The sequence below is a fragment of the Streptomyces sp. NPDC043680 genome (assembly GCF_056436685.1).
Map to the genome: position 1 here is coordinate 456,539 of NZ_JBWKCE010000003.1, position 12,009 is coordinate 468,547.

At 72.8% G+C, this 12,009-nt stretch carries 10 protein-coding genes; 7 read left to right on the plus strand and 3 right to left on the minus strand.

The genetic code is table 11. The features are described 5' to 3' along the window. Nucleotides 1–45 precede the first annotated feature (45 nt). Nucleotides 46–459 (minus strand): pyridoxamine 5'-phosphate oxidase family protein, encoded by a 414-nt coding sequence (locus AC0666_RS08655; protein ID WP_468583933.1) that lies wholly within the window; start codon nucleotides 457–459, stop codon nucleotides 46–48. 122 nt (nucleotides 460–581) lie between these two features. Here AC0666_RS08655 and clpB point away from each other — a divergent pair, with 122 nt between their 5' ends. Together clpB and AC0666_RS08665 are read left to right on the plus strand one after the other, a co-directional pair. Continuing rightward, on the plus strand, nucleotides 582–3,182 hold the full coding sequence (clpB, locus tag AC0666_RS08660) for an ATP-dependent chaperone ClpB (RefSeq protein ID WP_478707307.1): 2,601 nt from the start codon (nucleotides 582–584) through the stop codon (nucleotides 3,180–3,182). Nucleotides 3,183–3,284: 102 nt separating this feature from the next. Continuing rightward, complete coding sequence (locus tag AC0666_RS08665; protein ID WP_356846430.1) at nucleotides 3,285–3,827, plus strand: type III secretion system chaperone family protein; 543 nt, start codon at nucleotides 3,285–3,287, stop codon at nucleotides 3,825–3,827. A gap of 36 nt (nucleotides 3,828–3,863) precedes the next feature. On the opposite strand, the gene AC0666_RS08670 is transcribed toward AC0666_RS08665, so the two are convergent. Beyond that, nucleotides 3,864–5,021, minus strand: a complete 1,158-nt coding sequence (locus AC0666_RS08670; protein WP_478707308.1) for a hypothetical protein — start codon at nucleotides 5,019–5,021, stop codon at nucleotides 3,864–3,866. 225 nt (nucleotides 5,022–5,246) lie between these two features. Further along, nucleotides 5,247–6,437 (minus strand): pyridoxal phosphate-dependent aminotransferase, encoded by a 1,191-nt coding sequence (locus tag AC0666_RS08675; RefSeq protein WP_478707309.1) that lies wholly within the window; start codon nucleotides 6,435–6,437, stop codon nucleotides 5,247–5,249. A gap of 772 nt (nucleotides 6,438–7,209) precedes the next feature. Here AC0666_RS08675 and AC0666_RS08680 point away from each other — a divergent pair. The 5 genes from AC0666_RS08680 to pyrE all read left to right on the plus strand — a co-directional run bounded on the left by AC0666_RS08680 (nucleotide 7,210) and on the right by pyrE (nucleotide 11,904). Next, nucleotides 7,210–7,752: a DUF2617 family protein gene (locus AC0666_RS08680; protein ID WP_468583938.1), complete on the plus strand. Its 543-nt coding sequence runs from the start codon at nucleotides 7,210–7,212 to the stop codon at nucleotides 7,750–7,752. Nucleotides 7,753–7,891: 139 nt separating this feature from the next. Further along, nucleotides 7,892–9,538 (plus strand): polyamine aminopropyltransferase, encoded by a 1,647-nt coding sequence (locus tag AC0666_RS08685; RefSeq protein WP_468965702.1) that lies wholly within the window; start codon nucleotides 7,892–7,894, stop codon nucleotides 9,536–9,538. Between the two features lie 71 nt (nucleotides 9,539–9,609). Continuing rightward, nucleotides 9,610–10,512: an SRPBCC domain-containing protein gene (locus AC0666_RS08690; RefSeq protein ID WP_468965700.1), complete on the plus strand. Its 903-nt coding sequence runs from the start codon at nucleotides 9,610–9,612 to the stop codon at nucleotides 10,510–10,512. Nucleotides 10,513–10,545: 33 nt separating this feature from the next. Next, nucleotides 10,546–11,343, plus strand: a complete 798-nt coding sequence (locus AC0666_RS08695) for an aldose epimerase family protein (protein WP_468965699.1) — start codon at nucleotides 10,546–10,548, stop codon at nucleotides 11,341–11,343. Nucleotides 11,344–11,364: 21 nt separating this feature from the next. Then, the gene (gene pyrE / locus AC0666_RS08700; protein ID WP_361711784.1) at nucleotides 11,365–11,904 is read left to right on the plus strand and encodes an orotate phosphoribosyltransferase; all 540 of its coding nucleotides are present in this window, start codon (nucleotides 11,365–11,367) and stop codon (nucleotides 11,902–11,904) included. The last annotated feature ends 105 nt before the right edge of the window (nucleotides 11,905–12,009 follow it).

Below are 12,009 nucleotides of genomic sequence, written 5' to 3' on the forward strand. Positions count from 1 at the left end.
ATGTCCGCGTCCAGGGGTTGAACGCGACTTCTTTCCGGCCCGGGCTCAGGCGCGTCCCATCGCCCGGTCGAGGGTGATCTCCAGGACGACCCGGTCGGGATTGGGCGAGGGCATCCGCCCGTACCGCTCGGCGTAGCGCGCCACGGCCTCGGCCACCGCGGCCTCGTCCGTACGGACCACCGCGCGGCCCTCCAGCGTCGCCCAGCGGCGGCCCTCCATCTGGCACACCGCGACCCGGGCCGAGCCCGGTGCCGTCGCCTGGGCCGCCAGGACGTTGCGGACCTTCTTGCTGTGCTTGTTGCTGATCACCCGGGCCAGGCCGGCCTCGGGGTCGTACGTCACGCCCACCGGCACCACGTGCGGGGTGCCGTCGGGGCGGGGCGTGGTCAGCGTGCAGACGTGCCGTTCCCGCCAGAAGGCGAGGTATTCGGGCGTCGGGTTGAGTACGTCGTGGGACATGCGCCGCAGCGTATCCACGGGCGGCGGCTACCCTCACCACCTTGAGTGGAATAGACTCAACTTTGCGCACGTTGAGCTTGTCAGTATTCGTTTCGTATGGAGAGGGAGAGGAGAAGCCGCCCGTGGACGCCGAGCTGACCAACAGGAGCCGGGACGCGCTGAACGCGGCCACCAGCCGGGCCGTGAAGGACGGCCACGCCGACCTGACCCCCGCACACCTGCTGCTGGCCCTCCTCGCCGGCGAGGACAACGAGAACATCACCGACCTGCTCGTCGCGGTCGACGCCGACCAGGCCGCCGTCCGGAGCGGGGCCGAGCGGGTCCTCGCGGGCCTGCCCAGCGTCACCGGCTCCACGGTCGCGCCCCCGCAGCCCAGCCGCGACCTGCTCGCCGTACTGGCCGAGGCGGACGGCCAGGCCGAGCGCCTCGGTGACGACTACCTCTCCACCGAGCACCTCCTCATCGCCATCGCCGCCAAGGGCGGCGCGGCCGGTGAGGTCCTCACCCGGCAGGGCGCGACGGCGCAGAAGCTGCTGGACGCCTTCGAGAAAGCACGAGGAGGACGGCGGGTGACCACCCCCGACCCGGAGGGCCAGTACAAGGCCCTGGAGAAGTTCGGCACCGACTTCACGGCGGCTGCCCGCGAGGGCAAGCTCGACCCGGTCATCGGCCGCGACCAGGAGATCCGGCGCGTGGTCCAGGTTCTGTCGCGCCGTACGAAGAACAACCCGGTGCTCATCGGCGAGCCCGGCGTCGGCAAGACCGCCGTCGTCGAGGGACTCGCGCAGCGCATCGTCAAGGGCGACGTCCCCGAGTCCCTGAAGAACAAGCGGCTCGTCGCCCTCGACCTCGGCGCGATGGTCGCCGGCGCGAAGTACCGCGGCGAGTTCGAGGAACGCCTGAAGACCGTCCTCGCCGAGATCAAGTCCAGCGACGGCCAGATCATCACCTTCATCGACGAGCTCCACACCGTCGTCGGCGCGGGCGCCGGCGGGGACTCCGCCATGGACGCCGGCAACATGCTCAAGCCCATGCTGGCCCGAGGCGAGCTGCGGATGGTCGGCGCGACCACCCTCGACGAGTACCGCGAGCGGATCGAGAAGGACCCGGCGCTGGAGCGCCGCTTCCAGCAGGTGCTGGTCGCCGAGCCGACCGTCGAGGACACCATCGCCATCCTGCGCGGCCTCAAGGGCCGCTACGAGGCGCACCACAAGGTCCAGATCAACGACAGCGCGCTGGTGGCCGCCGCGACCCTCTCCGACCGGTACATCACCTCCCGCTTCCTGCCCGACAAGGCCATCGACCTGGTCGACGAGGCCGCGTCGCGCCTGCGCATGGAGATCGACTCCTCCCCGGTGGAGATCGACGAGCTCCAGCGCGCCGTGGACCGGCTGCGCATGGAGGAGCTGGCGCTGAAGAACGAGTCGGACCCGGCCTCGCGCGAGCGCCTGGACAAGATCCGCAAGGACCTCGCCGACAGGGAGGAGGACCTGCGGGGCCTGACCGCCCGCTGGGAGAAGGAGAAGCAGTCCCTCAACCGCGTCGGCGAGCTCAAGGAGCGCCTGGACGACCTGCGCGGCCAGGCGGAGCGCGCCCAGCGCGACGGCGACTTCGACACCGCCTCCAAGCTGCTGTACGGGGAGATCCCGGCCCTGGAGCGCGAGCTCGCGGAGGCCACCGAGGCGGAGGAGGAGGCCTCGAAGACCGGTCACTCCAAGGACGCGATGGTCAAGGACGAGGTCGGCCCCGACGACATCGCGGACGTGGTCGGCGCCTGGACCGGCATCCCGGCGGGCCGGCTCCTGGAGGGCGAGACGCAGAAGCTGCTGCGCATGGAGGCGGAGCTCGGCCGCCGCCTGATCGGCCAGACGGAGGCCGTACGGGCGGTCTCGGACGCCGTACGCCGCACCCGCGCCGGCATCGCGGACCCGGACCGGCCGACCGGCTCGTTCCTGTTCCTCGGGCCCACGGGCGTCGGCAAGACGGAGCTGGCCAAGGCCCTCGCGGACTTCCTCTTCGACGACGAGCGGGCCATGGTGCGCATCGACATGTCGGAGTACGGCGAGAAGCACAGCGTGGCCCGGCTCGTCGGCGCGCCCCCCGGCTACGTCGGCTACGAGGAGGGCGGCCAGCTGACGGAGGCGATCCGCCGCCGCCCGTACAGCGTCGTGCTCCTGGATGAGGTCGAGAAGGCCCATCCCGAGGTCTTCGACATCCTGCTCCAGGTCCTGGACGACGGCCGCCTCACGGACGGCCAGGGCCGCACCGTGGACTTCCGCAACACCATCCTGATCCTGACCTCGAACCTCGGCAGCCAGTTCCTCATGGACCCCCTGGCCTCCCCGGAGGACAAGAAGGCCAGGGTCCTGGAGGTCGTCAGGGCCTCCTTCAAGCCGGAGTTCCTGAACCGGCTGGACGACGTGGTGGTCTTCTCGGCCCTCGGCGCCGACGAGCTGGCGCACATCGCCCGGCTCCAGATCGGCCGCCTCGCCCAGCGCCTGGCGGACCGCCGCCTGAGCCTGGACGTCACCCCCGAGGCGCTGGCCTGGCTGGCGGACAAGGGCAACGACCCCGCGTACGGCGCCCGGCCGCTGCGCCGCCTGATCCAGACGGCCATCGGCGACCGGCTGGCCAAGGAGATCCTGGCGGGCGAGGTAAGGGACGGGGACACGGTCCGCGTGGACGTGGCGGCCGACGACCTCCTGGTCGGCAAGGCCCTCTGATCGCGGCTCCTGTCCGCCCGGAGCGGATCGGGCGTGGAGGGCTGGACACGGGGTGGGAGCGATGGTGGAGGATGGCAGTATCCGCACGAAGGGAAGTACACGGTGAGCATCGACCCGGCCTCGATTCCGAACTTCGGAGGGCAGCAGCCCGATCCGCAGGCCACAGGACCGGCGGGCCCCGTCGTCCCCGACCAGGATCTGGTCAAGCAGCTGCTTGACCAGATGGAGCTCAAGTACGTCGTCGACGACGAGGGTGACCTCGCGGCGCCGTGGGAGGAGTTCCGGACGTACTTCATGTTCCGCGGCGAGGACGAGCAGCAGGTCTTCTCGGTGCGGACCTTCTACGACCGCCCGCACGCCATCGAAGACAAGGCGCAGCTCCTGGAGTCGATCGACGACTGGAACCGCCGCACGCTGTGGCCCAAGGTCTACAGCCACACCCACGACGACGGCTCCGTCCGCCTGATCGGCGAGGCGCAGATGCTGATCGGCACCGGCGTCAGCCTGGAGCACTTCGTCTCCTCCACCGTCAGCTGGGTCCGTGCCTCCATCGAGTTCGACAAGTGGCTCGTGGAGCAGCTCGGACTGGAGAAGGACATCGAGTCCTCCGCCGACGGCGACGACCAGAACGGCGACGACGACTGACCGTCTGACCGTCGGCCTTCGGCGCGCCGCAGGCCGTCACAGCGGGACGCGGGCCACGAGCAGCAGGTACAGCCCGTAGCCGTACGAGAGCCCGGCCAGCCCCGCGGTCACCACGACCGCGGAGCGCGGCCGGGCTCGCGCCATGGCGGCCGCGACCGGCAGCAGCAGCGGGAAGGCGGGCAGCAGGAAGCGCGGCTTCGACTCGAAGAACCCGGCCCCGCCGAAGGTGATCACCAGCAGGACCGCGGTGTGGACGAGCAGCGGCAGCGGGGTCCGGTCGAGGACCAGCAGCACCGCCATGAGGGCCGCCACGGCCAGCACCGCCACCGTCACGACGGTGGCGAGCACGACCTGCCCGCCGCTCAGCACCCGCTCGACCGAGTCCAGCGCGCCGACCCCGAAGTCGAAGCGCGAGCCCCAGCGCCGCTGCACGGTGAAGTACCCGGCGGGATCCCCGGTGCGCACTCCCACGGCCAGGACGTACGCCGCCCAGCCCACCGGGGCGAGCAGCCCGGCCGCCCACACCTCGGGCGCGCGTGACCTGCGCACGCACACCGCGTGCAGCGCCGTAACGGACACCGCCGCGGCGACGGCGATCCCGGTGGGGCGGGTCAGCCCGGCGAGCACCGCCAGACCCGCGGCCCACAGCCAGCGCTCCCGCAGCAGGGCGTACAGCGCCCAGGCGGCCAGCGCCGACAGCAGCGGCTCGGTGTAGGCGAGGCTCAGCACCACCGCGTGCGGCACCACGGCCCACACCGTCACCAGCAGCACCCCGACGCGCGGCCCGTACACCAGCTCCCCGACCCGGTACACCCCGACGGCGGCCACGGCCGCGGCGGTCCACGCCACCAGCAGCCCCGCCCAGGGGGTGGCGCCGGCCAGCCGCACCAGCAGCGGGTACAGCGGGAAGAAGGCGCAGTCGCTCTGCACCCAGCCGCCGTCCGCCCACATCTGGGTGCGGCCGTACCCGTGCGAGGCGATGGCGAGGTACCAGACGGAGTCCCAGGAGAAGCCGAGCACCCGCACGGGGCTGCGCCCCGCCCACCACGAGCCCACGGCGAGCAGCAGCACCCCGGCCCCGCGGACGGCGGCGAACACCCCGAGCGCGACCACGGGGGCGGGCAGGGCGCGCACGGCGGCGGTGCGCACCAGCTGCGGACGTACGGAAGCCGACGTGCTGCCCGTCGCCGTCATGAACCCCGTCTTTCAGCCGTTGGTGGAGAGAGCTTCGGGCTCGCGTGAGGCCGTCCGTCGTGCTGCGGCGGGAAGCGCTCCTGAACCTTCGGTGAAGAGCCTGCTCCCGCTCCGCGTCGTCATGAGGGAGACCCTATGAGGGCGTGCGGCGGCGCGCCGTCCGACGCCGCCGACCGGGTCCGCCGCTTGAAGGACCCCCGAAGGGCCCCTTGAAGGACCGGCGCGTCAGAGCCGGCGCAGCCGGTCGGCGGCCTCCTGGAGCACCCCTGTCCTCTTGCAGAAGGCCCAGCGCACCTGGGTGGCCCCGGCGGCCTGGTCGTCGTAGAAGACCTGGTTCGGGATGGCGACGACACCGCAGCGCTCGGGCAGGGCGCGGCAGAAGGCGAGGCCGTCCTTCTCGCCGAGGGGGGAGATGTCGGTGGTGATGAAGTACGTGCCCTGCGGGCGGAAGACCTCGAAGCCGGCCGCGGTGAGCCCGTCGGCGAGGATGTCGCGCTTGGCGGCCAGGTCGGCCCGGAACCCCTCGAAGTAGCTGTCGGGAAGGTGCAGGGCCTCGGCGATCGCGTACTGGAAGGGGCCCGACGCGACGTACGTCAGGAACTGCTTCGCCGCGCGGACCGCGGAGATGAGCGCGGGGGTGGCGGTGATCCAGCCGACCTTCCAACCGGTGAACGAGAAGGTCTTGCCGGCGCTGGAGATGGTGACCGTGCGCTCGCGCATGCCGGGCAGGGAGGCCAGCGGCGTGTGGGCGCCCTCGAAGACGAGGTGCTCGTAGACCTCGTCCGTGACGACGAGGAGGTCGCGCTCCACGGCCAGCTCGGCGACGGCCGCGAGCTCGGCCGCGCTCAGCACCGTGCCCGTCGGGTTGTGCGGGGTGTTCAGCAGGATGAGCCGGGTGCGCGGGGTGACCGCGGCGCGCAGTTCGTCCAGGTCGAGGACGAACGCTCCGGCGTGCGGGCGCAGGGTGACCGGGACGCGGGTGGCCCCGGCCATCGCGATGCAGGCCGCGTACGAGTCGTAGTACGGCTCCAGGGCGATGACCTCGTCGCCCGGTTCGAGCAGGGCCAGCAGGGAGGCCGCGATGGCCTCGGTGGCGCCTGCGGTGACCAGGACCTCGGTGTCCGGGTCGTAGCCCAGGCCGTAGAAGCGCTGCTGGTGGCGGGCGATGGCGGTGCGCAGCTCCGGGACGCCGGGGCCGGGCGGGTACTGGTTGCCCAGGCCCGACAGGACCGCGCGGGAGGCCGCCTCGGCGATCTCCGCAGGGCCGTCCGTGTCGGGGAAGCCCTGGCCGAGGTTGATCGACCCGGTGCGGGCGGCCAGGGCCGACATCTCCGCGAAGATCGTCGTACCGAAGGCCGCGAGCCGGCGGTTGAGGAAGGGGCGGCTGCCGCCCGCGGGTGCGCTCATGGCGGCCATCCTGCGGGGAACCTCTGGACTTGCTCAAGTGTGCTTTGGCCGGGGTGGCGTGCGGGCATCCCCCTGTCACGCGGGGCCGCGGCCCGCGAACGACCGCGGTTCGACACCTCGGGGGGACCGGGGGTGAGGGGGAAGGTGAGGACGATGTTGGTCTTCGGTGTGCTGTTCGTCGCGCTGGTCATCGCAGGTTTCGTGTTCCTGGTGAAGAAGGCGTCCGGCTCGGGTTCGGGTTCCGGTTCCGGTTCCGGTTCGGGCTCTTCGTGGTGGGCGGGGGACGGCGGTTCGTCCTCCTCCTGCGGTTCGTCCTCGTCTTGTGGTTCCTCCTCGTCCTGCGGTGGATCGTCGTCCTCCTGCGGTGGCGGGGGCTGCGGTTCCAGCTGACACGGGGCAGCTGGCACCGCGTACGTCAGGGCGCCCGGCGGCGCGTGCCGCCGTCGGGCGCCCTCACGTCCTTGAGCGTCCCGCGTCCGTCCCGCGGCCTCGCGCCCGTGTGCGCCCCCGCGTCCGTCGGGCTTTCCCGATCGGCCGTATGACGACGCGCGGGACGGACGGTGTTGAACACGTGAACTGAGTAGCCCCCGGGGGGATGTAAACCCAATCAAGTTGGGTAAAAGCGCTGTGAGTGCCGTGCCTTTCATGATTCCCTCGGTTGAGTAGACCAGTCCTCGGACCCTCCTGGACTTCCTGTGGACCCGTGCCGGTGTCCCCCCACCCGTTGATTACCGCTGGCGGGCCCCGGCCCATCTCCCTCGCGCGTTTGCGGAGCCGACTCATGCTCACGACCCTCCAGACCTCCTACACCGACACGCGTGCCGCCGACCTCGCCTGGGCTCTGGGGCGGGACAGGCTGCCCGCCCTGGCCGTACTGAACCTCGAACTGACCGGCGCAAAGGTGGAGTTGCGTCTGCTCGGGGCCTCTCATCAGGTGCTCCTGGAGGAAGGCGCGGTGCTCTGCTCGGAGACGGTCGCCTGCATGCCCGGCAGCAGTACGCCGCTGCCGCTCGGCGTGGCGAAGCGGATGGGTGACTGGGAGTACGAGTTCGCCGCGCGGGTCGAGACGCTGTCGCGGGGCTCCTTCGCGGGGCGGGCCCAGGAACTGCTCGCCCTGGTCGCGGACCATCCGAACGGACTGGCCGGGACCTTTCCGGGCAGTCCGCACGCCTTCACCGCGATGCTCGCCCAGCGCCACGAGGGCCAGGTGCGCTGGCGTACCTGGCACGCCTACCCGCAGGAAGGCCAGTTGGTGGCCACTCGAACGAGGGTCGGTGTGCGGACGGGTGCCCCGGCCGGGAACCTGGAGCCCGCCGCTCTCTAGACGGTGGCGGCCAAGGCTTCTCGGGGGCGCGGACGATGCGGCCCGTCCGCGCCGGCTGCGCCAACTGGGTGAAACCGCACGCCGGTTGCACCCATGTGGGTGACGGGGCGCAAGTGGGCGGTGACGTACGGTTCGCTGCATGATCGACCGTTCCGTCCCGCGCCGGGTGCTCCCGGCTCCGGAGCCTCGGGGCGGGGCGACCCGTCCGGCGGCCGCCCTGCCCGTACGGCCCCGGACCGGCCGACTCCTCGTCCTGGCCACCGTGTTCGTCTGCGCTGCCTGCGGTCTGGTGTACGAGTTGGAGCTGCTCGCCCTCGGCTCGTACCTCATCGGAGATTCCGTCACGCAGGCGTCCGTCGTGCTGTCCGTCATGGTCTTCGCCATGGGCGTGGGATCCCTGCTCGCCAAACAGCTGCGGTCCCGGCCCGCCTTCGGGTTCGCCGCCATCGAGGCGGGCCTCGCGCTCGTCGGCGGGCTCTCCGCGATGGCGCTGTACGCGAGCTTCGCCTGGCTGGGGGAGTCCCGGCCGGCGCTCGTCGCCTTCTCCTTCGTGATCGGCGTGCTCATCGGCGCGGAGATCCCGCTGCTGATGGTGCTCATCCAGCGGATCCGCCGCCAGGACGCGGGCGGCGCCGTCGCCGACCTGTTCGCCGCGGACTACGTGGGCGCCCTGGTCGGGGGGCTGGCCTTCCCCTTCCTGCTGCTGCCGGTGCTCGGCCAGCTCACCGGCGCCATGCTGACCGGCACCGTCAACGCCGTCGTCGGCGGCGGTCTCGTGCTGTGGCTGTTCCGCCGCGACCTGAGCCGGCGCGGGCGCTGGGTGCTCATCGCCTCGAACCTCACCGTGCTGGCCCTCCTCGCCTGCGCGACCGCCCTCGCCGCCGACTTCGAGCGGGTGGCCCGCCGCGCCGTCTACGGGGCCGAGGTCCGCGTCGCCCGGCAGACCGGCGTGCAGGAACTGGTCCTGACCGGCCCCTCCAGCGGTTCCCCGCGCTCGCTCGACCTGTTCCTCGACGGGCGGCTTCGGGTCAGCGGCTACGACGAGTACCGGTTCCACGAGGCCCTGGTGCACCCCGCGATGACCGGCCCGCACCGCCGCGTGCTGGTCCTCGGCGGCGGCGACGGGCTCGCCGCCCGCGAGGTGCTGCGCTACCCGGACGTCGCCTCCGTCACCGTCGTCGAGCTCGACCCCGGCGTGGTCCGGCTCGCCCGCACCGACCCCATGCTGTCCGCGCTCAACGGCCGGGCCTACGAGGATCCGCGGCTGGGCGTCGTCACGGAGGACGCCTTCGGCTGGCTGCGGGGGCCGGCCGCGCGGGACCGGTTCGACGTCATCGTCTCCGACCTGCCCGACCCGGGCATCACCCCCAGCACGAAGCTGTACTCGCAGGAGTTCTACGGGCTCGCCGCGCGGGCCCTGAGCCCCGGCGGGCGGATCGCCGTGCACGCGGGGCCGCTGGCCACCCGCCCGCACACGTACTGGACGGTGGAGGCCACCCTGCGCGCGGCCGGCCTGCGGACATCCCCCTACAGCGCGGGCGGCCGGCTCTCGGGCTTCGCCGCGGGCCCGGACCGCCGCAGCCCCGGCGCGACCGGGGCGCAGCCGCTGGACTGGGGCTTCGTCCTGGCCGGCCGGGACCGGGTCCCGGAGCTGCGGGTGGACCACAACACGCCCGGGCTGCGCTCCCTGTCCACCCGGTCCCTCCAGGACGCGGCGCGCGACGCGGAACGGGCCCGGCCGGCCGGAGTCCTGCCCTCCACGCTTCCGCACCCCCGGTATTCCTGAGCCGCGGGATCGCGGGATTGGTCGGTGCCGGACCGCGTACGGGAGGGGCTCACGTCGGTAGGCTCGACCGCATGGAGCATCAGGTGTTCGTTCCGGTACCGGCAGACGACCTCCGCGCCGTGCTGCGCGACCCCGCCCGGGTGGCCCGCTGCGTCCCCGGCCTCCAGCAGGACGCCGACGCCGCGTCCGGCGCCCTGGCGGGCCGGCTGAGACTGCGGGTCGGCGGCCACACCGTCACCTACCGCGGGGCACTGAGCATCGCCGAACGGGAGCCCGATCACTTCGTGGTGGCCGGTGAGGGCACGGAGATCCGGGGCAGCGGGACGGTCAAGCTGTCGCTCGGGCTGCGCCTGACGCCGGTGGACGGCGGGACCCGGCTTGAGTTCACCGCCGAGGCCGCGGCCGACGGGCGCGCCGCCGCCTTCGCACCGGAGGCCACTGCGACGGCCGCCCAGCGGCTGCTGGACCGGGCCGCGCAGCAGCTGGCGGCGGTGGCCACGGCGGCCGAGCCGGTGACCGACGTGATCGCGCAGGCCGAGGAGGCCGAGCAGGCTTCGGGGCACGCGGAGGCCGCGGATGCCGCGGAGGACGACACGGGCGAGGTCACGGCCTCCGTCTTCGACACGGAGGTCCCGCCCCCGTCCCTGGACCCGTCCGCACCCCTGGACCCGGCCGCGGAGCGCTCCCTGGACCCCTTCTTGGAGGGCGACTTCGGTGAGCTCAGCGACTTCGGTGAGCTCGACGAGCTCGGTGGCTCCGCCCAGCCCCCCGCCGAGGCCGCCCACGCCCGCCGCACCATGATCGGCCGCAGCGCCGAGGAGGTCGACCACGCGCCCCCGCGCGGCCGCTACGCCCCGGTCCCCGCCCCGTCCGCGGGAACAGCCGGAGCGAGCCTGCGCTGGATCGCCCCGGCGGCCGCCCTCGCCCTGGCCTCGGCCGTCGTCTTCGGCCGCGCCCTGCGCCGCCGGCGCTGACCCGTCGGCAGGGCACCGCCTAGGCTCGGCTGCATGAGTACGCAACTGAGCGCCGGGGGCGCCGAGGTGACCGTCGACCAGGAGAACGGCTGCCGGATCAGCAGTCTGCGCATCGACGGGACGGAGCTGCTGCGCCAAGGCCCGCGCTACGGGTGCTTTCCGATGGTCCCGTGGTGCGGCCGCACCGCGCACGGGCAGTTCCGCGACGGGGCCTCCGTCCACCAGCTGCCGATCAACCAGCCGCCGCACGCCATCCACGGCTTCGGCCGGGACGCGCCCTGGCGCCGGGCCCGGGTGGGCGCCACCGAGGCGGCGTTCACGTACGACCTCACCGAGCCCTGGCCGTACCCCGGCCGCGTCACCCAGCTCGTCGCGCTGGACGCGGACTCGCTCACCCTCACCCTGGGGGTGGAGACGTACGGCGACTCCTTCCCCGCCCAGGCGGGCTGGCACCCCTGGTTCCACCGCAACCTCGGTGCGGGCACCGGCACGGGCGAGGACGTACGCGTGGACTTCGCCCCGGCCTGGCAGGAGGAGCGCGGCAGCGACCACCTGCCCACCGGACGCCGCATCGAGCCCCTTCCCGGCCCCTGGGACGACTGCTTCGGCATGCCGGACGGCGTCGACGTCACGCTCACCTGGCCCGGCGCGCTGGAGCTGAAGGTCACAAGCCGGGCCGAATGGGTGGTCGTCTACGACGAGCAGCCCGAGGCCGTCTGCGTCGAGCCGCAGTCCGGTCCGCCCAACGGCCTGAACACCCTCCCGCAGCTGGTCACCCCCGTGGACCCGCTGGAGATCTCCACGACCTGGACCTGGCGCCGGCTCTCCTAGAGCGCAATTAAGCTCGGAGCCATGACTGACGTACGCGATGCGCTTCTGCAGCAGATCAAGGACAAGGCCGTCGTGCACGGCAAGGTGACGCTCTCCTCCGGCAAGGAGGCCGACTACTACATCGACCTCCGCCGGATCACCCTCGACGGTGAGGCCGCCCCGCTGGTCGGGCAGGTCATGCTCGACCTCACCGCCGACCTCGACTATGACTGCGTCGGCGGCCTGACCCTGGGCGCCGACCCGGTCGCCACCTCGATGCTGCACGCGTCCGCCGCGCGCGGTGAGCGCCTGGACGCCTTCGTCGTGCGCAAGGCGCAGAAGGCGCACGGCATGCAGCGCCGTATCGAGGGCACCGATGTGAAGGGCAAGCGCTGCCTGGTGGTCGAGGACACCTCGACCACCGGTGGCTCCCCGCTGACCGCCGTCGAGGCCGTCCGCGAGGCCGGCGGCGAGGTCGTCGCCGTCGCCACGATCGTGGACCGCGGCGCCTCGGACGCCATCGCCGAGGCCGGTCTCCCCTACCTCACCGGCTACCGGCTGGGAGACCTCGGGCTGGCCTAGTCCGAGGGCTGCGTCCACGGGGCGAGACGCCGGGGCCGGGGGTCCCGGAACTCTCCGCGTAGGCGCTGACCTGGTCTTTTCCCGTCTGTCCCGGCCGGGGGGAAT

Bases quoted from the DNA above. Each gene is read 5' to 3' on its own strand.
- AC0666_RS08655 (WP_468583933.1), bottom strand. From the start codon at position 459: ATGTCCCACGACGTACTCAACCCGACGCCCGAATACCTCGCCTTCTGG.
- AC0666_RS08670 (WP_478707308.1), bottom strand. From the start codon at position 5,021: ATGACGGCGACGGGCAGCACGTCGGCTTCCGTACGTCCGCAGCTGGTG.
- AC0666_RS08675 (WP_478707309.1), bottom strand. From the start codon at position 6,437: ATGGCCGCCATGAGCGCACCCGCGGGCGGCAGCCGCCCCTTCCTCAAC.
- AC0666_RS08680 (WP_468583938.1), top strand. From the start codon at position 7,210: ATGCTCACGACCCTCCAGACCTCCTACACCGACACGCGTGCCGCCGAC.
- AC0666_RS08685 (WP_468965702.1), top strand. From the start codon at position 7,892: ATGATCGACCGTTCCGTCCCGCGCCGGGTGCTCCCGGCTCCGGAGCCT.
- AC0666_RS08690 (WP_468965700.1), top strand. From the start codon at position 9,610: ATGGAGCATCAGGTGTTCGTTCCGGTACCGGCAGACGACCTCCGCGCC.
- AC0666_RS08695 (WP_468965699.1), top strand. From the start codon at position 10,546: ATGAGTACGCAACTGAGCGCCGGGGGCGCCGAGGTGACCGTCGACCAG.
- pyrE (WP_361711784.1), top strand. From the start codon at position 11,365: ATGACTGACGTACGCGATGCGCTTCTGCAGCAGATCAAGGACAAGGCC.